General features: G+C 58.4%; 18 protein-coding genes and 1 pseudogene. 10 read left to right on the forward strand and 9 right to left on the reverse strand.

What is annotated here, in order from left to right:
* Positions 1-80 precede the first annotated feature (80 nt).
* The 4 genes from EOE18_RS15655 to EOE18_RS15670 all read left to right on the forward strand — a co-directional run bounded on the left by EOE18_RS15655 (position 81) and on the right by EOE18_RS15670 (position 3,021).
* Positions 81-419, forward strand: a complete 339-nt coding sequence (locus EOE18_RS15655) for a transposase (RefSeq protein WP_127711251.1) — start codon at positions 81-83, stop codon at positions 417-419.
* On the forward strand, positions 416-775 hold the full coding sequence (tnpB, locus tag EOE18_RS15660) for an IS66 family insertion sequence element accessory protein TnpB (RefSeq protein WP_342772672.1): 360 nt from the start codon (positions 416-418) through the stop codon (positions 773-775). The genes EOE18_RS15655 and tnpB overlap by 4 nt, the downstream gene beginning before the upstream one ends.
* Before the next feature lie 66 nt (positions 776-841).
* Entirely contained in the window at positions 842-2,431 is a 1,590-nt protein-coding gene (gene tnpC, locus EOE18_RS15665) for an IS66 family transposase (RefSeq protein WP_127711253.1), read from the forward strand.
* Entirely contained in the window at positions 2,428-3,021 is a 594-nt protein-coding gene (locus EOE18_RS15670) for a plasmid pRiA4b ORF-3 family protein (RefSeq protein WP_246027481.1), read from the forward strand. The genes tnpC and EOE18_RS15670 overlap by 4 nt, the downstream gene beginning before the upstream one ends.
* 28 nt (positions 3,022-3,049) lie before the next feature.
* Here the strand turns inward: EOE18_RS15670 and EOE18_RS15675 are convergent.
* Positions 3,050-3,381, reverse strand: a pseudogene (locus EOE18_RS15675) (transposase); the annotation flags it as partial.
* Positions 3,382-3,700: 319 nt separating this feature from the next.
* Here EOE18_RS15675 and EOE18_RS15680 point away from each other — a divergent pair.
* Together EOE18_RS15680 and EOE18_RS15685 are read left to right on the forward strand one after the other, a co-directional pair.
* On the forward strand, positions 3,701-4,111 hold the full coding sequence (locus tag EOE18_RS15680; RefSeq protein WP_127711255.1) for a TIR domain-containing protein: 411 nt from the start codon (positions 3,701-3,703) through the stop codon (positions 4,109-4,111).
* A gap of 3 nt (positions 4,112-4,114) precedes the next feature.
* Entirely contained in the window at positions 4,115-4,984 is an 870-nt protein-coding gene (locus EOE18_RS15685; RefSeq protein ID WP_220446026.1) for a DUF4231 domain-containing protein, read from the forward strand.
* Between the two features lie 160 nt (positions 4,985-5,144).
* Here the strand turns inward: EOE18_RS15685 and EOE18_RS15690 are convergent, their stop codons facing one another.
* The 5 genes from EOE18_RS15690 to EOE18_RS15710 form a co-directional block, all read right to left on the reverse strand.
* Positions 5,145-7,442, reverse strand: a complete 2,298-nt coding sequence (locus EOE18_RS15690; RefSeq protein ID WP_127711257.1) for a P-loop ATPase, Sll1717 family — start codon at positions 7,440-7,442, stop codon at positions 5,145-5,147.
* A gap of 233 nt (positions 7,443-7,675) precedes the next feature.
* Complete coding sequence (locus EOE18_RS15695) at positions 7,676-8,806, reverse strand: hypothetical protein (RefSeq protein ID WP_220446027.1); 1,131 nt, start codon at positions 8,804-8,806, stop codon at positions 7,676-7,678.
* A gap of 286 nt (positions 8,807-9,092) precedes the next feature.
* Positions 9,093-12,497: a DEAD/DEAH box helicase family protein gene (locus tag EOE18_RS15700; RefSeq protein WP_127711259.1), complete on the reverse strand. Its 3,405-nt coding sequence runs from the start codon at positions 12,495-12,497 to the stop codon at positions 9,093-9,095.
* A 3-nt stretch (positions 12,498-12,500) separates the two neighbouring features.
* A complete protein-coding gene (locus EOE18_RS15705) occupies positions 12,501-13,619 on the reverse strand; it encodes a restriction endonuclease subunit S (protein ID WP_127711261.1) in 1,119 nt (372 codons plus the stop codon).
* On the reverse strand, positions 13,616-15,157 hold the full coding sequence (locus EOE18_RS15710) for a type I restriction-modification system subunit M (protein ID WP_127711263.1): 1,542 nt from the start codon (positions 15,155-15,157) through the stop codon (positions 13,616-13,618). Before EOE18_RS15710 ends, EOE18_RS15705 begins: the two co-directional genes overlap by 4 nt.
* Positions 15,158-15,478: 321 nt before the next feature.
* Here EOE18_RS15710 and EOE18_RS15715 point away from each other — a divergent pair, with 321 nt between their 5' ends.
* Positions 15,479-15,736 (forward strand): hypothetical protein, encoded by a 258-nt coding sequence (locus EOE18_RS15715; RefSeq protein WP_127711265.1) that lies wholly within the window; start codon positions 15,479-15,481, stop codon positions 15,734-15,736.
* A 107-nt stretch (positions 15,737-15,843) separates the two neighbouring features.
* On the opposite strand, the gene EOE18_RS19015 is transcribed toward EOE18_RS15715, so the two are convergent.
* Positions 15,844-16,125 carry a transposase gene (locus tag EOE18_RS19015; RefSeq protein ID WP_425464303.1) on the reverse strand — a complete coding sequence of 94 codons (282 nt, stop codon included), beginning with the start codon at positions 16,123-16,125 and terminating at the stop codon, positions 15,844-15,846.
* Between the two features lie 746 nt (positions 16,126-16,871).
* On the opposite strand from EOE18_RS19015, the gene EOE18_RS15725 reads away from it, so the two are divergent.
* Positions 16,872-17,246: a PepSY domain-containing protein gene (locus tag EOE18_RS15725; RefSeq protein WP_246027482.1), complete on the forward strand. Its 375-nt coding sequence runs from the start codon at positions 16,872-16,874 to the stop codon at positions 17,244-17,246.
* Positions 17,247-17,318: 72 nt separating this feature from the next.
* Here EOE18_RS15725 and EOE18_RS15730 read toward each other — a convergent pair whose 3' ends face one another.
* Positions 17,319-19,523 (reverse strand): NADP-dependent malic enzyme, encoded by a 2,205-nt coding sequence (locus EOE18_RS15730; RefSeq protein ID WP_246027490.1) that lies wholly within the window; start codon positions 19,521-19,523, stop codon positions 17,319-17,321.
* A 187-nt stretch (positions 19,524-19,710) separates the two neighbouring features.
* Between EOE18_RS15730 and mutS the strand changes: the two genes are divergently transcribed.
* Both mutS and EOE18_RS18540 read left to right on the forward strand, forming a co-directional pair.
* A complete protein-coding gene (gene mutS / locus EOE18_RS15735; protein ID WP_181953064.1) occupies positions 19,711-22,305 on the forward strand; it encodes a DNA mismatch repair protein MutS in 2,595 nt (864 codons plus the stop codon).
* Entirely contained in the window at positions 22,302-22,475 is a 174-nt protein-coding gene (locus tag EOE18_RS18540; protein WP_164852787.1) for a hypothetical protein, read from the forward strand. The genes mutS and EOE18_RS18540 overlap by 4 nt, the downstream gene beginning before the upstream one ends.
* On the opposite strand, the gene EOE18_RS15740 is transcribed toward EOE18_RS18540, so the two are convergent.
* Positions 22,476-23,345 (reverse strand): 3-hydroxybutyryl-CoA dehydrogenase, encoded by an 870-nt coding sequence (locus EOE18_RS15740; RefSeq protein ID WP_127711271.1) that lies wholly within the window; start codon positions 23,343-23,345, stop codon positions 22,476-22,478.
* Between the last annotated feature and the right edge of the window lie 20 nt (positions 23,346-23,365).

Below are 23,365 nucleotides of genomic sequence, written 5' to 3' on the forward strand. Positions count from 1 at the left end.
CTCAGCGCCTCGTACCGGTCAGATAGGTCAAAGAAACTGGGCTGTCCTGCCATCGTCGCCTCCACCGCATCGTCAGCGATATGAATCAAATCTGCCACTCAAAAGCCAGAGTTTTTCGAGGTGTCCAGCTGGCGATTCTGAAGGAGACGACCCAGCCCGGCGTGATTGTGGCAGCGGTTGCCCGTCGGCATGGGATTGGGACGGGTCAGCTCTACACGTGGCGCAAGCAATTGCTGCGCGGCGCCATGGCAGGCTTTGTGCCGGTTGAACTGGTGCAGCCAGAGCCTGCGGGCAAAATGGTGGACACTGGCCGGATCGACATTCGGCGTGGTGGTGGTTTCACGGTCTCGGTGGACAGGCTGGTTGACCGCCAGGCCCTGCGACTGGTTCTCGAGATTGTCGGGGAGCTTGAAGGTTGAGCCTGACATTACCGCCCTCGGCGAACATCTATCTGTCGCTGGCGCCATGCGATATGCGCAAGGGGTTTGACGGACTGTCGGCCCAGGTCCGCAATATACTGCAACTTGATCCTTTCTCGGGTGCGGTATTCCTGTTCCGGGGCAAAAGAGGTGACAGATTGAAGGCTTTGGTGTGGGACGGGTCAGGGCTTTGCCTTTATGCAAAACGGCTTGAACGTGGAAAGTTCGTTTGGCCACGCGCCCGGGATGGCGTTGCCGCCCGGCTCTCTGGCGCGCAGTTGGCGATGCTGATCGAGGGGCTGGATTGGCGGCAGGCCATTGTCCATGAGAAGGTGGCCACACCGACAATTGCGTGAGAGGAAATCGCAGAAAACCGGCACTTCTTGTAGCATTTTCAGGTCTCCTGTCCTATAGGGGCAGGCATGCGGTTCGACCTTGATCGCCTTCCTACAGACCCTGTTCTCCTGCAGAAAATGCTGCGGGAGATGGCGGAGGCTATGGAGGTGGATCGGGATGAACTGAAGGTGACGAAGCAGACCGTCAAAGCCCAGTGCCTGGCCATAGAAAAGCTGGAACACCGTCTTGCACGGCTGTTGCGCGTCCAGTTCGGGCGCAGTTCCGAGAAGATGGACAGCGCGCAACTGCGCATGATGTTCGAAGACGTCGAGGCCGTCCCCGAGCCTGCCAATGATGATGCCGCAGCGCTAAAACCGGAACCGGTGCGCAAGGCCGGCACCCGCGCGTCAATTCCGGCGCATATACCGCGCCTGACCGCCGAGCATCGCCCGGAACCGTGCAACTGCGGCGGGGTGGAGACCGTCATCTGTGAAGATGTCACCGAGGTGCTGGATTATGTGCCAGCCCGCTTCCGCGTCCTGCGCCATGTTCGGCCCCGTATCGCTTGCCGGTCGTGTGAGACGATCCGACAGGCGCCCGCCGTCGATCTGCCTTTGCCCAAAGTCATGGCCAGCAGCGCGCTGCTGGCGCATTTGGTGGTCAGCCGCTTCGTTGACCATCAGCCGTGGCACCGCCAATCCGTGATCCTGCGGCGGCAGGGCGTGAACATTGATCGTGATGTGATGGGCCGCTGGGCCCGCAAGCTGGCCTGGTTGATGGCCCCACTTGGCGAGCGCCTGCTGGCCCACATTCTCAAGGCCCCCAAGATCCATGGCGACGAGACGCCGGTCACCTTGCTGATGGGCGAAGATGGCAGCCACACCGCCTATTTCTGGGTCTATTTGCGCGATGGCCGTTCCAGCGGCGACATGAGCCCGCCTGCCGTGGCGTTCCGCTTTGCGACCGGGCGGGGCGGCGAACATCCCGCTGCTCATCTTGCCGGATATGAGGGTTTCCTTCAGGCCGATGGCTATGGCGGCTACAACGTCTTGTACCGCAACCCCAAAACCAAAGCCCCGCGCCGCGTGACCGAGGTTGGCTGCTGGGCGCATGCGCGGCGCAAATTTACCGACATTCTGGCCAAGAACCCGTCGCCGGTCGCAGCGGAAGCGGTTGTGAGGATCGGCGAGTTGTTCGCGATCGAACGCGACATCAAGGGTGCACCACCCGATGAACGGCGGCGCGTTCGCCAGCAACTGGCCACCCCGAAGCTGGCTGCCTTGCGATCATGGCTCGAAGACCAGATGCGCGGGCTGTCTTCGGACAGCGCGCTGGCCAAGGCATGCCGTTATCCGCTCAATCGCTGGACGGCGATGGCCCGCTATTGTGACAATGGCCTGCTCGAGATCAGCAACAACCTTGTCGAGAATGCCCTGCGCGGTGTTGCTCTTGGCCGCCGCAACTGGATGTTTGTCGGCTCGACCAAGGGCGGAGATGCCTCGGCGCTGTTCTATTCACTCGTGGAGACCTGTCGCCTTAACGGTGTGGAGCCTGAGGCCTGGTTCACCGACGTCATCGCGCGTATCGGCAATCATCCCATCAACCGGATCGACGAATTGCTCCCCTGGAACTGGCAGGCAGCGAAAGAGATCCAGAATCTGGAGCAGGCCGCTTGAGCAATGCCTTCGTCGCAAGGATGACGATCACGCTGGATGATGTGACGCCGGTGGTCAGCCGCGTCATCGAAGTGCCGCTGGGTATTCGCCTCGACAGGCTGCACAGCACCTTCCAGGCAGCGCTGGCGTGGACGGACAGTCACCTGTGGGAATTGACCTTCGGCCACACGGGCTTCGGCATCCCCGATCCCTCGTGCGGCTTTGATGGCCCGCTTGATGCCCGCAAGACAACCTTGGCTCAGGCACTCGAGGGCATGCGGGGCAAGACCTTCCGTTACCTCTATGACTTTGGCGATGCGTGGGAACACAGCGTCAAGATCCAGGGCATCGGCCCTGCCGATCCCCACGGCAGCTATCCACGCCTGGTCGACGCCACCGGCATGCGGCCACCAGAGGATTCTGGCGGCCCCTGGGGTTACGCCGAGAAGCTGGAAGCGCTCGCCGATCCGGCCCACGAGTATCACGAAGAGGCTCTCGATGCTCTGGGCGACGACCATGATCCCCATGCCCCACCCAACATCGATATGATCCACGCCAGCTTTGCCGCACTGGCAAAGAAATGGGCGCCGCGCACACGAAAGGTCAAATAGGCCGCGTCAACGCCGCATTCCGTCGGCGCTTACGTTGGGAGATCTCATAATCCCTCAACACCCGCAGCACCGCGTCCCGCCGCTGGCCCGGTGTCGTCAGACTTTTCCCAGCAGGTCCTTCAGGATCGCGTTGTCGAGCATGCTGTCGGCCAGCAAGCGCTTCAACTTGCCGTTCTCGTCCTCAAGCTGGCGCAGCCGACGGGCGTCAGACACTTCCAGCCCGCCATATTTGGCCTTCATCTTGTAGAACGTGGCCGTGCTCAGCCCATGTTTGCGGCAAATCTCAACAGTCGGCAGCCCCGCCTCCTGTTCCTTGATCATCCCGATAATCTGCGCCTCGGTGAAACGGCTCTTCCTCATACGTCTGCTCCTTCCAGTGGCAGACTCTACATCAGAATGAGGGATCTTTCGGGGGGCAGGTCACCAGCCTACTTTGACGGGGCACCGCCAGAGCCGCCGATCAGCGGCTCTGGTTGTCCTTCCCAAACCGGCCATGCGCTCCAGAAGAAGCACTGGATAAGGGGAATATACTTCTGGAGAGCGGCCGTTCATTGATCACTTGAGCGCAAGCTCATCTGAGGTCGGATAGTTTATCCACCAATTATCTCAGTTCAAGCCACGCCCCCCCACTTGGACCATCAGGAATAACGACCTAGAGTAACATGATAGGGAGATCGTCATGCCTTACCTACACGACCACAAACTCTTCATCAGCCACGCTTGGAAATACAGCGACCGCTACAAGAGGGCTGTTGAGTTCCTGAATGCCGCAAACAACTTCAAGTGGTCCAACTACTCTGTTCCCGAGGACAAAGCCTTCAACGGCATGACATCTGAAGAATTGGGCGAGCAGATGAAGCGTCAAATTCGGCCATGTCAGTGCGTGGTGATCGTCTCCGGCATGTACGTGAACCACAGCGACTGGATCCAATACGAAATGGATTTTGCAAAGCAGATTGGCAAGCCGATCCTAGGTATCAAGCGCTGGGGTGAGCAACGCAGTCCTCAGTCAGTAGTTGACTGCGCGGATGAGATGGTGGCGTGGAACTCTGCCTCTATTGTGGCAGCAATCCGCCGTTTGGTGCCCTAGATCGTGTTCGAATATCCAGCGCTGTATGAAACTGCGGGCGACATGTCTGCCAAGTCGCAGTCTGCTTATCTGTGGCTCATTCGAGCCGAATACGCTCTGCTGTTTCTAGCTGCCGTTTTTTCGATGAACTGGAGCAAGGAACCGACCTTTTTCATCGTCTATGCGATTGTACTGCTCGCTTCGTTGGCGATCCTCATTTGCCGGAGTTGGATGAAGCCAGAGCAGGATTGGTATCGAGGGAGAGCTCTTGCGGAGTCGATTAAGACCTCTTCATGGCGTTTTGTGATGAGGTCTAGCCCATTTGTAGACGCAGCCTCCATCACCATACCGCGCAGTGAGTTTCGGGAGCACTTACTTGCTATCTTGAAGGCCAATCGCTTCATTGGGGATAAGATGCCGACTGACAGCGCTGCCAAACAGCAAATTCCAGCAACCATGGAAGAAGTGCGGGCGCGGGACCTTGAACAGCGAAAAACGTTTTATTCAGAACATCGGATCAAGGATCAGCGAATTTGGTATGCGGCGAAAGCGGGTGCCAACAAGCGGGCGAGCAGGTACTGGATGTTGGCGGGCGTCGCAGCCTACGCGGTCGCCATTGTGCTCGCGCTTTTCAGAATTGAATACCCGGATTGGGAACTCTGGCCCATCGAGCCAGTGATTGTTCTGGCATCCTCCTTCGTTGGTTGGACGCAAATCAAGAAATTCAATGAACTAGCCTCATCCTACACCCTTACCGCGCACGAAATCGGGATCATTCAAAATCGTATTGGGGAAATAGATAATGAGGAGGATTTCTCCGAATTCGTGAACGATGCTGAGCAGGCCTTCTCGCGAGAGCACACACAGTGGGTCGCGCGTCAGCAAGCGCAGTAATGCGGTGCCCGGGCGGCTTTGAATGGAAAGAACTGCAGGTTTGGTCGCATCACACCAGTGGCTAGGGAGCAAGGCGCTCGAGTTCATGCCATTATGTGGCCATTGTAGTATGCCTGCTTACACCGAAACCTGTTATTGGAACAGCTTGCCCAAGGGGGCACTATGGGCCGGCTACCGCCGCGACGAGAGTAGGATGGAGGGCTAAACCGGTATTTTGATCGGCGTTAATAATCGCCGCGAGGTATTGCCGCTTGTAGCCGGTGTCAAAGATGTATTTAGGCACGTTGCCATCCAGCACCCCAATGCTACCGTTCCATAACATCACATCGATCAGCTTGGCTAAATCATCTTGGTCCGGCACCCTCTTTGCCGCAATGTAGCGCAACTTAGCGATAGTCAGATCCTGGCGCGCCTGCAAAATCTCGAACAGCAAGTCGGCTCCGTCCTTCACTAGATCGGAAATCTCGCGGTCAAGATCTTCGAGCACTTGCCAGCCCAGTTCACGCAAAGCCACTCGGTAGTCCTCCGCATCGATTTGCTGACGGTTGAACGTAACGGCCCGACGCCGGGCGGTTTCAAACAGCCGGATCAGATAACGCGGCCGCATCATGCTCCCGTCGATTAAGAAGTCCATGATAGGGACCCCATCGACGGTATCCACTGAGGCCCGCGCCCAAGTCTTTGACCAAGACTCCTCTAGGCGCGGCGCGCTGGCCTGTAGACGCTGTTCGAATAGAACCTTGAGGAGTGCCCGATCGCCCCATTCGAGGCTTTGAACCGCAAGCTTGCCGTAGTCGGCCATACCACGGATAAGAAATTCGTAGACATCTGAACGAACAAAAATGGCCCAACGAAAATCCAGGTTTTTCCTCCGGAACTTGCGGGCGATCTCCTGCATGGACTCGGCCAACCCAATGACAATCAGTGCATCATCGTCGGTGAAGCCGCCTGGCGTCCAAAATCTATCGAGATTGTCGAAAAGGAAAAATACGAAGCCTTTCAAACGCAGATAGTCCATGACCCCGTCACGGAGCTGACGCAGGTCATGCCCGTAAATAGCCTCAAGCACTTTAGAAGACGCAAGTTGACCGATCTCGCCTTCGCCGAGACTGCTGGCTTTGAAGCGATCGACGATATTCTCGGAGAGACGACGCAGTCGCTCGGAGAAATCGCCTGTTCCAGTATCGACGCGTGCCTCAAACAGCGCTTTCAGGGCTCGGTAACCGGGTAGCAGACGATCGTCACGCAGTGAACGCTGCTCGTCCTTTTCCAAGAGCTTATAGGCGATTTCAAGCCAAAGCACATACTCCCAGAATGCCGCCACAACCTCCTTGCGAGTTCCAAAACTTAGTCTGTCGAGGATGAATTCTTTCATCTTGATCAGTTGGTGCCCATCGGGCGTCAAATCGATTACGATATTATCCTTGTTGGCTCGGGTGCGATCCCTCGCCTGCAGAAAGATCGCAGTCTTGCCGCTCCCTTTGCGGCCCACCAGCAAGTTGGCTGCGCCTTCCAGCGTCCGTCGATAGCCATCCGTTTGGAGGAAATGGTCGCTCAGCGTTGCGGCTTCGTTCTCGGCCACCGGATCTCCACACGTAAGCTGCTCAAGCAAGCGCTCGTTCTGGGGTTTGACGACCACAAAGTCGTTTTGGGCATCGGCCACATGGTTCCGGAACTCACCAATCATCTTGTCGAGCTCAGAAAGTTTGAAGAAACGGTCTGCCTGATCTTGGAGATCAAGCGGCAACTCCATTGACTCGTGCGCGATCAGCAACGCGGGGATATTGCGTCCACGGGCGACGCCGTAGATGAATGCTGCTCGCTGATTATTTCGCACCGCCTGTTCGTCGGTTCCGTCCATCCAAAACGCCACCACCCCGAAGGAACACGCTGCATGTTGATATGCCTCACTGGCGTTAAGGCGGCTGATCTCGCTTGGATTGAAATTACGAAACCGAACTCGAGCGATTTTTTTGATCGCACTGACCACACGGCCATTTACATCGCCGGAACCGGGGCGCTGCAAGATAAACAGAGGTTGCTCCTTGTTACGCACAACCTGCGACCAAGTCGTTGTCTCGTCCTTACGCATCAAAATCTTCGTCAGAGCCGGCTGTTGGTCGTAGGCATCATGGCCGAGCGTATCAAGCAGTCCGACATTCTTTACGTCCTGAAAGGAGCTATACGAAGAGCGTATCAGCCGCACTGGTTTGCCCAAGCCGATCGCATAACCGAGTTCATAGGTCACATTTGGATTTACCTGCGAGATGTCAGCGACGAACGCGTCGGCATTCTCGATCCATCCCTCGACTGATTGCGCGATCGGCGAGCCCGAAATATCCTTTTGCGACCATGCGGTTACGGTACGCGTAGTCGAGGAAGCCGCCTTGGCCGCTCCTTCAATGATCTGATTATGGTAGGCGTTGCCCGATGCGTAGGCAATAAACACAGATGTCACTATGCTCTCCTTTGAAGGCTAGCTTAATCAGGCAGTCATCGCCTAACAATCCCCAGCAATATCATTTCCCCACTCTGCCTGAACCGAATACTGACAAGCGACTTGCCATTTGACGAAAGCTTTGGGACCGACAGGAATTTTCCAAGCCTCGGCATTTCGCCGCCTCAAAGCTAGAATGAATTTTGGCGCCGCCGACCAGTGACACGGAACGACCGGTATGGCGACGATACTGATCATAGAATGCTTTGATTTTGAATGCCTTTGATACGCTTGTTGTGTTTCAGTGCATTCTCACGACATTCGATAAGTTGTTCGGGTGTCGAAACAAAGACCACAAGTGTGTGCTTCCAAGCACCCAGGCCTTCCAATTCGAACTCAACGTCTATTTTTAGTTTTTGGTCTGTCAGGTCAAAGTTTGGCACATCAACCCGATTGACTTGATTAACAATGCAAAAGGGCGCTCGATCACTGCCTCGTCTCCTCTTGGCCGGGGCTATAGATGAGAGCCGGATCATCTCCATCTTAGCCAAACGTGCGAACCAGGGCGATTCCTTGTAACGCCAGTAGAGATCGGAGAGATCGCTGCCGCTAGTCAGATCGGCGAAGAAGGTGCCTTGCGCCATGCCCAGGATACATTCAAAGTTTTGGATGTGAGCCGCAAGACCCTTGATGAGTTTGCCGGTCTCACGGCACATCGCGGCGATCTCCGTAGTGGCCTGCTGGCGTTCGGTCTGTTCAAGCAGTTTGAACTCAACCTCGCAGGCATGATCGACGCGCTCGATAACGGGCGGTTCGGCTAGCAAAGCGCCATATCCCAGTTCGTTCAGCAGCACATAGCGTCGCTCCGCCGGCCAAGTTTCAAAGATGCGGGTGAGCGACCAGAGATCGCGTATTGAGCCGTTGACGAAATGAGAAACACGGATGCGCGTGGCTTCGGGGGATGATCGGATGACGCAGCCCAGGACGATGATGTCAGGACCAATCGCGATAATATCGCCTTCGTCTGTCGCGCTTGGCACCCCGATCCGCCGAGAACTTTCGTGGTCCCGCTTGGCCTTGCGCAGGTCATCCGCTGTAAAACGAATTTGGTCGCGATCGACGAGGGTGGCGCACGATGCACACAGCCATATCCCGTTGTCTATGTGAGATCGTTGTTCCGATGTAATCGTCGGATCGTAGCGGCGGGCCCCTGGGCCGGAGGCAGCAGCGCTGATATGGGCAGCTACACCGATCAGGGTGATGGCGCTGGGCCCTTCTTCGCCCGGCCCGACAGTCGAACGCTTGCAGAGCGAGCAATGGTAGCTTGCGCGCAATGCCATATCGCGCTTGGTCTGCGCGCTGAAATCGTCCCGTTTTTTCGACATGGTGTCTTCCTATCGCACAGTCGCGTAACTGCTCCGTGCTGCCAAGCAAAGCCATTTAGACTGCCTGACAACTAATCCTCCGTTTAGTTGTCAGAGAGGCGATCTGGAAGTGAACGACCGGCGGCTATTTAAGCGCTAAATCTGGCAGTCCAACGGCAGCATTTGGGGCGGCAGTGATTGATGGGATGAGGCGGTTGGAATGACCGGATTCGGCGTACACCGACGTTCCCGGCATTGCATCGGAACGGCGTGATCTGGTCGTAACCTGCCTTTCCGGACTGTCCCCCTAAGCCGCAGCCCTTCTACGCACATCCGCCAAAATCTGCACGATTTTCTGAACTTGGGCCTGGGGGAACACGCCGCTGATGCCCTGGTCATCAAAATCGGTGAAGGGGCTTTCATATAAGCGCCTGGGATCCATCGCGCCCTGCTCCGTCAGATGGTCGATGATCAGGGTGACAAATTCGATCTGGTTGGCGTTTAGGCTCTTGCCCGCCATGAATTCCCCGAAGGCTTCCTTGGCAGCATCACGATCAAGGCCGACCAGTGATCGAACAAACAGTCCGAGGCCACCTTCAGCCTTGGCGTCAGCCAGATCAGCCTCGCTGGCCCCACCTTCCTCAATCCAAATACGCTCCAATTCCGCCAAATCCTGGGGGGTAAGCTGCTCATTGTGGCGCAGCTTGTAGATGGCGATGTGATCCTCGTGGGATTTCAGGAAATGGCGAGCCTTCATCTGGAAACGAGCCTTATCGGTGCCAACGGCCACGTCAGGCAGGGCAATTTCTGCCCCTTGGCCAATCTCATCCTCAAAGGTGGTGTATACTATCTGGCGCTGATCAGGCTCGATCAGCTTGATCAGTGAACGCAGGCGGCGGCGCATCTGCTCCAGCGTCCAGGCGTCGATATCCTGCCAATATTCGTCCGTTTGCACCTCAAGGATCAGCGCCATTTCCGCGCGCACCAGCGGCACATTGCTCAGGGTTTCAAGTTTGGCGGCCAGCGCCATCACTTTTTCCTGACAGGCGCTGAAAGTGGCGAGGCTGCGCAAGAGATCCAGTTCACCGCTCAAAACGATGTAGTCGAACTGCTTGGCCGCAATATCATCGTCCTTGAGCGCGCTGGGCAGCCCGGCAATGTCATTGACCAGCTTTTCCCGATCCTCGGTGCTGAAGCTGGCCCATGCGTCCTTCTGCTGGAAATGCTCAACGCTGCGGCGCTTGGCGCGCACGAGGAAATTGTCGAGGCTCATCCCGCTAACTTCCTCGAACAATCTGCTGCGCATATCGGCATTCAGACTGGCCAGATCGCTCACTTCCGCATCACCAGCGACCTCTTGCAGCGTCGCCGCAATCTCTACCCGCTTGATAAACAGGCGTTCGCTAAGCGATTGGCCGGTAGCCCCATCCGTCATCTTGGGGTTCTGGTTGAAAAACTCGAAATTCTGACAGAAGTCGAAAATCCGGAACGTGTCCTTGTTTCGCCCCGGCCCAAACAGATCATCGCACAGGCGAGTGCCGCGCCCAATCATCTGCCAGAACTTGGTCTTGGATCGGACGATCTTGAAAAATACCAGATTGACCACCTCAGGCACGTCGATGCCGGTATCCAGCATGTCGACCGAGATGGCGATATGCGGGGCCTTCTCCGCAATCGAGAAATCATCGATCAGCGATTGGGCATATTCCGTCTTGAAATCGATGATGCGCGCAAAATGCCCCGCCAGATGCGGATAATTGGCGTTGAAACGCTGCTCGATGAACACGGCATGGTCGTGGTTCTTGGCAAAGATGATCGTCTTGCCCAGCCTATCCCCCTCGGCCACCGTGAGGCCGTGGGTCATCAGATGCTCCAGCACCTTGTCGACCGTATCTTCGTTGAACAGCGTCTTGTTCACCTCGGCGGGGTCGATATCGCGGTCGGGGAGCTTATCCTCCCACTCCAGCATGTCCCACTTCTCTTTGTCCTCTTCGGACAATTCCTCGTATTTGATGCCCTCGCGCACGAATTTCAGCGGCACTGACATGGCTGTGGGCGGCACCAGATATTTGTCCGCTACCGCCTCATCCAGATCATAGGCATCGGTGGGCACGCCGCGTTCCAGCTCGAACAGCGAATAGGTGTCGCGGTCAATCTCATCGCGCGGGGTGGCCGTCAGCCCCACCAGCAGGCAATCGAAATAATCGAAAATCGCCCGATATTTCCGGTAAACCGAGCGGTGCGCCTCATCGATCACGATCAGGTCGAAATGGCCAGGCCCATATTTGCGCTGCCCATTCTGGATCTCGTCGATGAGGTTCATCATCGTCGGGTACGTCGCCACACAGACACGGGCACCGTTATGGTCGTTCTTCTTCGAATCGTGCTTTTCGATCAGATTGGCACTGGGCGCGCTGGGCAGGTGCTTTTTGAAATTGTTATGTGCCTGTTTCACCAGCGCCACGCGGTCCGCCAGAAACAGCACGCGCTTGGCCCAATTGGCGCGCATCATCTGGTCCACCAGCGCGATCACCGTGCGGGTTTTGCCCGAACCTGTGGCCATCACCAGCAGAGCCTTGCGCTGTTTGTCCTTTTCAAACACCTCGCCCACGCGCTTGATGGCGCGGGTCTGGTAATAGCGTTCGACGATATCGCGGTCGATCACCGTGCTGGCCAGCGTGCGGCGCGAGGTCTTGCGCTGCAGCCACAGCTCCAGCTCGTCCTTCTTCAGAAACCCATGCACCTGCCGGGGCGGGTAGCGCTCATCATCCCACTGCCAATGCTCATAGCCATTGGTGCAGAAGATCAGCGGACGCACGCCAAACTCCGCCTGAAGGCAATCGGCATAAAGCTTGGCCTGCTGCTGCCCCACCAGCGGCTCGCGCTTGGTGCGCTTGGCCTCGATCACGGCCAGCGGCTTGCCATCATCGCCCCACAGCACATAATCGGCAAAGCCATCGCCCGAAGTGCTGGGCATGCCCTTTACCGGATATTCGCGGTCCCTTGGCTGATCCAGCAGCCAGCCCGCCTCATGCAACAGCTTGTCGATGAAGGCGTCGCGGGTTTGCGCCTCGTTATAATCGTGGGTGTCTTGGGTCTTCTGGTTGGCGGCCTTTACTGCCGCGATCTCGTCCTGCAGTTGTTTGATCTGCGCATCGCGGGCGGCCACTTCCTCCTCGCTGCGCAAGCGGGCGGCCTGTTCCTCGGCCAGAGCCTTGGCGGCGGCTTGGCCCTGCTTGGCAATCTCCTGCAATTTGGCAAGGCCAGTGGCCTCCACCTGCACGGCGCGGGGCAGGGCGTCAGGGTTGAAGGCAATGCCCGCCGCTGGTTTTTCCCCGCGCGCATAGGTGCGCACCAGCCAATAGCAGACATGGAACAGCTCGCGCACGCTGGTGACGCCATGGGCCACCGGCACGGGGCGGGTTTCATGCACGGCCAGATTGCCGAAATCCTTGATGATCCGCGCCTTGGCCACCAGCGTGTTGCCGACAAGCGTGCGGAATGTGCCCTCGTGGATCAGCGCCGAGAGGTTTTCATCATAGGGGGATCGCAGGGCGCGGTCGTTGGCATACATCCACTTGACCGCGCTTTCCAGCGCGAGGCGGGCGTGGAAGCACGCGCTGCGCGGATCGGCCAGCGCCGCAATTTCCGCCTTCTGCGCCAGCACGAAGAGATCGGCAAACTCTGGCTTCAGGAAGGCGAATTGCGACATGGCTTAAAGCTCTCCCCGAAAGGCGCGGTGCTGGAGGGATTGGAAGAGTTGCTCAGCACTCACCATGGCTGTGTACGATTGAATTCGCATCTCAGTCAAAGATCGGGCTTTGTCAGCATATTGCTGCTGGCTATACATTGGCGGGACTATTATTTCGACTTCCTTCAATTTCCCAACCGGAAGCTGCTGAAGGGCAACACCGGTCTGAAGACCCTCTAGCGCACTCTTCATTGACTGCGTCGAAAAAAGCCCAAATAAGTATTCTGAAGTGATAGATTTTTTGTCAGGCCGAAGCAGGACTATCTGTGCATTGATGTTTGAATTTTGATGTCGCCTTGGGACCAGCGAGACATTTCCAATTTGCCCTCGTGTCGTTAAAAGAATGTCCCCTTCGCACAAATGGCCCTTCTTTAATTCGGCGTGCTTTTGGGGCGATATGTAGCGCATGTCTTCGTCTGAAATTTCTCCGGCCTTCATGTTGTTGGCCCTGATGAACGGCACCCCTTGTTCGACAAAGTCATCTTTTGTCGGGTATTTTGATGAATAGTTACCATCAGCAATTTTGATGCCAGTGTCTTTAATCCCAATTTTCGGCCACCGCATTTCATTGCTTGTGGGATCCCCGAACATCTCGTGGAAGATGGCTTGGCCGAGGGCGGAGAGGCGGTCGAGGCTGTGTTGGCGTTTGCGGCGCAAACCGTCCGCCTGATCCAAAATCGCCGCAATCCGCTTCTGCTCGGCAAGCGGGGGGAGCGGGATTGGCGCGTCAGTTAGCATTCCAAGCTTAATGTATTTGATTATCCCGCCGATGCTTTGGGCGCGCAGAGTCTCCAGATATGTATCCATAAAATGATACAGATATCTCGTATCTACTAGGCCTTGGTCTTTGGACGACAAAATGTAGGTGCGCTGATATGCGTCGAATCTTCCGTTGTAATGCTTGACGTTTAGGTCGCCATTGCCTGCTACAAGGATTGCGTCGAGATCATACTTCCAGTCGGATATTCTGAGTGGTTCACGAGCGCAGGTGAAAAACGGGTACTCTCCATCTAGCGAGGAAGCGTTTGCATCCAGCTTTCCCGTCTGAACCGATACCAACTCACCAAGTTTTACCACTTTCATGCCAGCATCGCCTCCAGCTTGGCGAGGCCCTCGCTGATTTCGGCCTCCAGCGCGCGCAGATCGGCGATGATCGCGGCGGGGCTTTCGTGGGTCACTTCCTCATGCTCAACTTCTTTGTAGCGGTTGAGCGAGAGGTCATAGGTGCCGGTGGCGGCAATCTCGGCGCGGGGCACGCAAAAGCTTTGCGCGGTGCGCGGGTTGTCGGCCTCGCCCTCTTCACGCCGCAACCAGCGCGCCAGAGCATCGGGCAGGTTGTTCTTGGCGTGCTCCTCGGTGCTCAGCGCCTGCTTGGGCAGCGCGCCCTGCTTCTCGTCGGGCAACAAGGCGGTACGCTTGTCGTCCAGCGAATAGCCATCGGCCTGACAATCATAGAACCACACCTTGTCGGTGCCGCCCACGCCCGTCTTGGTGAACAGCAGCACGGCGGTCGACACGCCCGCATAGGGCCGGAACACGCCAGAGGGCAGTTTTAGCACGCCGTCGAGCTTGTGGGTTTCCACCAAGAGCTTGCGCAATTGCTGATGCGCCTTGGACGAGCCAAACAGCACGCCATCGGGCACAATCACCGCCGCCCGCCCGCCGGTTTTCATCAAGCGCAGGAAAAGGGCGAGGAACAGCAGCTCGGTCTTCTTGGTCTTGACGATCTGCTGCAAATCCTTGGCGGTCTGCTCATAGTCCAGCGATCCGGCAAAGGGCGGATTGGCCAGAATCAACGAATAGCGCCCGGCATCGCCATCATGCTCCTGCGCCAGACTGTCGCGATAGCTGACATCGGGATTGTCCACGCCGTGCAGCGTCATGTTCATGGCGCCGATGCGCAGCATGGTGGGGTCAAAGTCAAAGCCGTGGAACAGGCCGTTGTGGAAATGCTGGCGCTGCTTCTCGTCGCGGAACAGGCGCGGATGGTTGGCCCGCAGATATTCGCCCGCCGCCACCAGAAAGCCGCAGGTGCCCGCCGCTGGGTCGCAGATCACATCATCGGGCGTGGGGCGCATCATCTCGACCAGCAGGTTGATGATGTGGCGGGGCGTGCGGAACTGGCCATTGGTGCCTGCGCTGGCGATCTTGCCCAGCATATATTCGTAGAGATCGCCCTTGGTGTCGCGGTCGTCCATGGGAATCTTGTCGAGCATGTCGACCGTCTTGGCCAGCAAGGCGGGCTGGCTAAAGCCGAGGCGGGCGTCCTTCATATGGGTGCCATAGCTGGAGCCTTGCTCGCCCAACGTGCGCAGGAAGGGGAAGACGCGCTCGGCCACCACATCCATCATCTCGCGCGCTTCAAAATTGCGAAACCGCGACCAGCGCAGGTCGGACCATGGGCGGCCCTGATCGTCATGGCCATCGGGGAAGATCCGGCGCTCCATGGCGATGCCAAGGTTGGCGGCCTTGTTCTCCTCCAGCGTGTGCAGATCATCGAGGCGCTTGATGAAAAGCAGGTAGGTGATCTGCTCGATCACCGACAAGGGATTGGAAACGCCGCCCGACCAGAAGGCATTCCAGATCTGGTCAACTTGGTTGCGGATTTCGCCTGTGAGCATGTTGGCCTTTCAGATTCCGAATAGTTGGCCGGATTGTTAGCTTTGGAACGCATGGTCGGCAATGGCGCGGCTGCGCGTAATTCGCCGTGATCGCCAATTAACGGGTGGTGACAATCGGCACCGGCGCTGCAATAAAGGGGGAGATGCCGCAGACAGAGCGGCGTGGGGCTTGGTAACCCTGACTGATGACTGAGAACTGGCCAGTGCTTCTGGCCGGGTCGCTGTCGTGCATGTCCAAGGCCTGCCTAAAGACGGCAGCGCGTTCGGACTCAGTCACGGATGTTACCAAGGCCCGGCTTCGACGCAGTGAGGTTAGGGACAATGAAAATCAATTTCAGCAGTCAGTATACGCTTGATGAATTTGAGCGAGCAATGAGAATAATGCTGCTTGATCTTGAAATTTGTGGCGTTGATGGCCTTGGTAAGGTGACAATATATTGCCAGCCCTATCAAGGTAAAAGCATGTTCTTGCTGCGAGATCCCGTCACTAAAAAGGAAATTGATAGCATCATAGTGGAAGAGCCCGTTGTCGTCGATTTAGACAGGGAGGTGTCGTGTTTGAGGCCTATATTGAAATGAAATATTTAAAAATTTGCAAAATATTCATAATTTCGTTTGATAGTAATATGCCGGCAATGTCGATCCTCATGCTTCCTGTCAAACTATTCGGCCTTTGTGCTGTATCGTCACTCAGACGCTCGCCGAATTGTTTCGCCCCCTATACTGTGGCGAATCCGAGGCTTTGGTATTCTTTGAGGGAGGCCGGACGCTAATAGTTCGGCGCGGCGAAAGCGGAATGATACTGAGATAACCGACAACTGTCGCAAGCGGGCTCTTCTCGCGAGCTTCGCATTTTCGGTCAGGCGATTGCGAAAATGCCGGATTGTGTTCTCATCCGGCATCCGGTCCCAAAGCGCGAGCCCCAGAAACCGCAGCCAACTCAGTCGATCCCGGATCATGAACTCCATGCGCGCATCGGACAGGTTGTGTTGCGCCTACAGAAACAGGGCCCTAAACATCATCTTTGGGCCAAAAGGCGAGCGGCCATCTCTGACCCATCGCCATATCCCAGCCTCTCAGTCAGATTCGAAAATATTCAAAACCAACCGCCCGCTGTAAAACCTAAAGCAGATCTCCATCCTTGCTCAAGTCTCCAAGCTGATCGCTCAAGCTTAACAAGGACTTGGGCGCATAACTGGCCTGAGTGAGCGTCCCCATCAATGGATCAGCTTCGCAGTCCAACCGCTACAGGTTTTCCGGGGTTTTTAGCTAATTTCTGCCTTTGGCAGTTGCGTGTTTACAATTCATAAAGTGCAGTAGCGCTTTATGAATTGTAAACACGCTCTAACCCATCTGCCAGAAATGTTTCGTGAACTTTTCTGGCGAGCAAGCATGGAGACTAGGTCTAAGAGTTTACGTTTTTCCAAAAAATTGAAATTGAATTTTCTTTTATGTATGATATTTAATGATTTAAGGAAAAGTTTCCGATTCATTGTCCTATAATGCCAGTAAGGGCCTGTCAGTGAGGCCTTAGAGTTCCCTACCAAGGGGCGGGAGGGCAACTTCCCGCCCCTTTTCTGTGCGCTGCGTCAGGGCGCGACATCCCGCGACAGATTATCACGCAAAAGCGCTGGCCAGATATGGTCTTGCGCTGGCATGGTGATGCCCACTGGATCGGAGGAGTTTGACTGCAATGCGTAAATGGCACCGTTGGTTGAGTTTGTTTTTTGGTGTGTTCATGCTGTGGATGGCGGTCACCGGCGTGCTTAGCCAGATCGTGCCTTTGACGCAGGGCGGGGGCAAGCCGCCGCAGGAAGCAGGAAAGCCCGCCTCGATTTCCAAGCTGCAACCCGATTTCGTCTGCCCCGAGGATGTGATGTGCCGCCCCAAGCAAAAGGGCGGGCAGAGCATTGTCGGCCTGTTGCATCACCTGCATTCGGGCGAGACTTTTGGCCCCGTTGGCGTGGTGATCTCGACGCTGACCGGCTTTGCGCTGATTTTCTTCAGCGTGTCGGGCATCTGGCTCTATGTGCAAATGTGGGCCAACCGCAAGAAGCGCAACCTGTCGCCGCGCTGGCTGTGGAAGTAAGCTAGCCTATCAGGCACAAAAAAGAGGGGGCTTGGCGGCCCCCTCTTTCGTTTTCAGCAAAGAAGCGTTCGATCAGCCGGTGATGCCCGCCGCCGCCAGCACGGCCAGCGTCAGCACATCCGGCGCAATCGCGGTCATCGGCACGATCTGCACCGGCTTTTCCATGCCGATCTGGATCGGGCCAATCGCGGTATTGCCGCCCAGCTCGCGCAGCAGCTTGGCCGCGATATTGGCCGATTGCAGGCCGGGGAAGATCAGCACATTGGCCGGAGCCGTCAGGCGGCTGAAGGGATAATGCTTCATCACCGCCGGATTGAGCGCGGCATCCGGCGTCATTTCGCCTTCATATTCAAAGTTCTGCGGTTCGGCGTCCAGAATGGAAATCGCGCCGCGGATCGGTTCCAGCCACTTGCCGGTGGGGTTGCCGAAAGTGGAGAAGGACAGGAAAGCCACGCGCGGCTCATGGCCCAGACGGCGGGCCACAGCGGCGGTTTCCTTGGCGATCACCGCCAGTTCTTCGGCCGAGGGACGTTCGTGGCAGGTGGTGTCGGCCAGGAAAGTGGTCTTGTTCTTGCCCACCATCACATGGATGCCAAAGGGCAGACGGCCTTCCTTGGGGTCCAGCACATGGCGCACTTCGCGCATGGTCTGGGCAAAGGGACGGGTGGCGCCAGTGACCAGCGCATCGCCCACACCCATCTTCAACAGGGCCGAGGCAAAGCCGTTGCGGTCCTGATTGACCATGCGCTTGATATCGCGCTCCAGATAGCCACGGCGTTGCAGGCGCTCATACAGCATCTGGCCCATGGCCTCCACATGCTCGCTATCGGCGGCATTGTGGATTTCAAAGCTTTCCGGCTTGGATACGCCCAGCTCGACCAGCTTGTCGCGCACGGCCTGCGTGCGGCCCACCAGAACGGGGGTGCCATAGCCAAAGTCGCGGAACTGGATCGCGGCGCGCAGCACCACTTCGTTTTCGCCCTCGGCAAAGATCACCCGCTTGGGGTTGGCCTTCACCTGCTCATACACCTGCGTCAGCACCGAAGTGGTGGGGTTGAGGCGGCTCTTGAGTTGGTGGCGATAGGCGTCGAAATCCTCGATCGGCTTTTGCGCGACGCCCGATTCCATCGCGGCCTTGGCCACGGCCATCGACACCACTTCCATCAGACGCGGGTCAAACGGGGCAGGGATGATGTAATCACGGCCAAAGCTATGGTTCTTGCCATAGGCCAGCGCCACTTCCTCGGGCACCTGTTCGCGCGCCAGTTCGGCAATCGCATTGGCGGCGGCAATCTTCATCTCTTCATTGATCGCCGTGGCGCGCACGTCCAGCGCCCCGCGGAAGATGAAGGGGAAGCCCAGCACATTGTTGACCTGATTGGGATAATCCGAGCGGCCGGTGGCAATGATGCAATCGGGGCGGGCGGCCTTGGCCTCGGGCGGGGTGATTTCGGGCACGGGGTTGGCCATGGCAAAGATGATCGGCTCATCGGCCATCTTCTTCACATATTCGGCCGGCAAGGCACCGGCAGCCGACAGGCCGAGGAACACATCGGCCCCCACCAGCGCCGCTTCGAGCGAGCGGGCAGGCGTGTCGACCGCATGAGCGCTCTGCCACTGGTTCATCGGCTTTTCACGGCCGCGATAGATGGGGCCGTCGCGGTCGCACACGATCACGTTTTCGTGGCGCACGCCCATGGATTTGATCAGCGAGGTACAGGCCAGCGCTGCCGCGCCCGCGCCATTGACCACCACCTTGATGTCTTCCAGCTTGCGGTTGGTCAGCATACAGGCGTTGATCAGACCGGCCGCCGAAATGATTGCCGTGCCGTGCTGGTCGTCATGCATCACCGGAATGTTCATGCGTTCGCGCAGGGCCTGCTCGATCACGAAACATTCGGGCGCCTTGATATCTTCAAGGTTGATGCCGCCAAAGCTGGGTTCCATCAGCGCGATGGCTTCGATCAGCGCTTCGGGGTCTTCGGAATTCAACTCGATGTCGATGGAGTCCACATCGGCAAAGCGCTTGAACAGCACCGCCTTGCCTTCCATCACCGGCTTGGAAGCCAGCGCGCCCAGATTGCCCAGACCCAGAATCGCGGTGCCGTTGGAAATAACCGCCACCAGATTGCCCTTGGCGGTGTAATCATAGGCCGTGGCCGGATCCTTGGCGATGGCTTCGACCGGAACGGCCACGCCAGGCGAATAGGCCAGGCTCAGGTCGCGCTGGGTCGCCATCGGCTTGGATGCGATGATCTCGATTTTACCGGGGCGCATGGTATTGTGGTAAAACAGGGCTTCACGCTCGGTAAAACGAACGTTTGCCTGCTCGGGGCTTTCCTCGGACACCGAAAATTTCTCCTTCTTGCTCCGCATTCGTAACCAGAAAAAATATGTTTTGATAGGGGAAAGCTTGGGATGGAGCCATTCCATGTCATCGATTCTGGGGCTAACCCATAAAGCGATGAGCGAAAATGTGACCCCGATGATGGCGCAATATCTGGCGCTGAAAGCCAAGGCGGGCGACTGCCTGTTGTTCTATCGCATGGGCGATTTTTTCGAGCTGTTCTTCGAGGATGCGAAAACCGCCTCGCAGGTGCTCGATATCGCGCTGACCAGCAGAGGCGAACATGGCGGGGCGCCGATCCCGATGTGCGGCGTGCCATGCCACGCGGCAGAGGCCTATCTGGCGCGGCTGATCAAGGCCGGTTGCCGCGTGGCGATTGCCGAACAGACCGAAACGCCCGAACAGGCCAAAAAGCGCGGCGGGTCCAAGGCTTTGGTCAGCCGTGACATCGTGCGCTTCGTTACCGCCGGTACGCTGACCGAGGAAGCCCTGCTGGAGCCGCGCCGCGCCAATATTCTGGCGGCCTTGTGTGATGTGCGGGGCGTGGTGGGCATTGCGGCGGTGGACATTTCTACCGGCCGGATGGAGCTGGAGGAATGCCCGCCCGAAAGGATGGAGGCCTCTCTGGCCCGTCTGGGCGCCAGCGAATTGGTGGCGCCCGATGGCTGGGAACTGGCGCCTTTGCAGGCGATCCCGCGCGGGGGGCATGAATTTTCCAGCGAGGGCGGGCAGGAACGGCTTTGCGGCATTCATGGCGTGGCCACGCTGGATGGTTTCGGCAGCTTTACCCGCGCCATGCTGGCGGCGGCTTGCGGGCTGATCGCTTATCTCGACCATGTGGGGCGGGGGCGGCTGCCGCTGCTGCTGCCCCCCGTGGCGCGACAGGCGCAAGCGCATCTGGCGATGGATGAAGCCACGCGGCAAAGTCTGGAAATTCTGGCCAGCGCGCAAGGCGGGCGCAAGGGCAGCCTGATCGAGGCGGTGGACCGCTGCGTCACCGGCGCGGGTGCGCGCCAATTGGCCGAGGACCTGTCCGCCCCCTTGCTGGACCAGCAGGCCATCGAGGCGCGGCTGGAACTGGTGGCATGGCTGCATCAGGATGCCCTTTTGCGCGAGGATATGCGCAGCGAGTTGAAAGCCATGCCCGATGTGGGCCGCGCTTTGGGCCGTGTGGTGGCGGGGCGCGGCAGCCCGCGCGACCTTGGCCAATTGCGCGATGGTCTGACCGGTGCTGCAAGGCTGGCAGCGCGGCTGGAGCGGGCGGCCGATCGCCCCGCCCTGCTCGAAGCACTGCTGCCCGAATTGGTGGGCCATCAAGGCCTGATCGACCTGTTTACCCGCGCGCTGGTGTCCGCGCCGCCGACCGAACGCGGGCAGGGCGGCTATATTGCCGAGGGCTATGACGCGGATCTGGATTATCTGCGGACCATTTCCAAGGATGCCCGCGTGGCCATTGCCGCGCTGGAGGCGCAATATCGCGAGCAGACCGGCATTCCCGCGCTGAAAATCAAGCATAATGGCGTGCTGGGCTATTTCATCGAAGTGCCCGTAGGCCGTGCCGATGCGCTGATGGCACCCGACAGCGGCTTTACCCATCGGCAGACGATGGCAGGCGCGATGCGTTTCAACGCGTTGGCCCTGCATGAGGAAGCCGCCCGCATTGCCGAAGCGGGTGGGCGCGCTCTGGTGGCCGAGGAAGCCCATTTCGAGGAATTGATCGCCACCGCTGTTGCCGCGCGCAATGCGATTGCCGCCACGGCTGCGGCTCTGGCGCGGATGGATGTGGCGGCGGGGCAGGCCGAGCGTGCGGCGGAAGGGGGCTGGACCCGCCCGACCATCACCCAAAAGCAGGAACTGGCGATCAAGGGTGGGCGCCATCCGGTGGTGGAAGCCGCGCTGGCGGCCAAGGGCGAACGCTTTGTCGCCAATGATTGCCATCTCACCATGTTTGACCGGCTATGGCTGGTGGGCGGCCCCAATATGGGCGGTAAATCGACCTTCCTGCGGCAGAATGCGCTGATCGTGCTGCTGGCGCAGGCGGGGGGCTTTGTGCCTGCGCAAGAGGCGCGGATCGGGCTGGTGGATCGCCTGTTTAGCCGCGTGGGCGCATCGGACAATCTGGCGCGCGGGCGGTCGACCTTCATGGTGGAAATGGTGGAAACCGCCGCCATCCTGCAACAGGCTACCAATCGCAGCTTTGTCATTCTGGACGAGGTGGGGCGCGGCACCAGCACCTATGATGGCTTGGCGCTGGCATGGGCGGTGGCCGAGGCGGTGCATGGGGTGAACCAATGCCGATGCCTGTTTGCCACCCATTACCATGAAATGGCACGTCTGGCCGATAGTTGCGAGGCCTTGAGCCTGCACCACGTCCGCGCCCGCGAATGGAAGGGCGAGTTGGTGCTGTTGCACGAATTGGCACAGGGCGCGGCGGAAAGTTCCTATGGTCTGGCGGTGGCGCGTCTGGCCGGTGTGCCGGCGCCGGTGGTGGCGCGGGCCAAGGCGGTGCTGGGCAAGCTGGAAAAGCAGCGTGCGGAAACCGGCGGCATTGCCGCAGGGCTGGGCGATCTGCCCCTGTTTGCCAATGTGGCGGAGGAGGAGCCCAAGGGCGATCCCCTGCGGGAACGGCTTGAGGCGCTGGATATTGACGCGCTATCCCCGCGAGAGGCTTTGGATATGCTCTATGCGCTCAAAAAGGCGGCGCAGGCATGATCCCCTTTGGCCCGCGCATGGGGCAGGTGTTTGCCAGTCGCTGGAAGGCTTTGCTCTGGGCGGCGGGCGTCATGCTCACCGCCTATTGCACCATTCCCGATAAGGACCAGAGCGAAGCCGCCAGCAGCGCGGCGGCTTCCTCGGCCAGCGGGAACCCTTGGGGGAAATAATCAGCGTGTGGGAATAGGCTCCGCGCCGGAATAGTCGTAAAACCCGCGCCCGCTCTTGCGGCCCAGCCAGCCTGCCTCGACATATTTGACCAATAGCGGCGCGGGGCGATATTTGCTGTCGCCGGTGCTGGCCTGCAACACGCGCATGATTTCAAGGCAGGTGTCCAGCCCGATGAAGTCGGCCAGTTCCAGCGGGCCCATGGGATGGGCGCAGCCCAGCTTCATGCCCTTGTCAATATCAGCCACATTGGCCGTACCCGCGCCCAGCACAAACACCGCCTCGTTCAGCATGGGCAGCAGGATGCGGTTGACCACAAAGCCCGCCTCGTCCTGACTCATCACCACTTGCTTGCCCAGCCCTTCGGCAAAGGCGCGGGTGGCGGCAATCGTGGCCTCGCTGGTGGCAAGGCCGGGGATCATTTCGATCAAGGCCATCACCGGCACGGGGTTGAAGAAATGCAACCCGATGAAACGCCCCGGATCGGGTGTTTGCCGCGCCATGCGGGTGATGGGGATGGAGGAGGTGTTGCTGGCCAGAATGGCATCCGCGCCCAGCACCTTGCCCGCGCTTTCAAAAATGCGGGCCTTGATATCCTCGCGCTCGGTGGCGGCCTCGATGATGAAACCCGCCTCGCCCATCGGCGCATAATCGGCGGTGGGGGTGATGCGGGCGACCAGAGCGGCGGCATCCTGCGCCGAAATCTTCTCCTTGGCGATCAGGCGTTCCAGCCCCTTGCCGATCCTGGCAATCGCCTTTTGCGCCAGTTCCACGCTGACATCGGCCAGCAGCACGTCATGCCCCTTGGCGGCGGCCACTTGCGCGATGCCGCTACCCATCTGGCCCGCGCCAATCACCCCGATCTTTGCCATAAACCTGTCTCTCCGTCTGG

Source organism: Novosphingobium umbonatum, assembly GCF_004005905.1.
GTDB classification, from domain to species: Bacteria; Pseudomonadota; Alphaproteobacteria; order Sphingomonadales; family Sphingomonadaceae; genus Novosphingobium; species Novosphingobium umbonatum.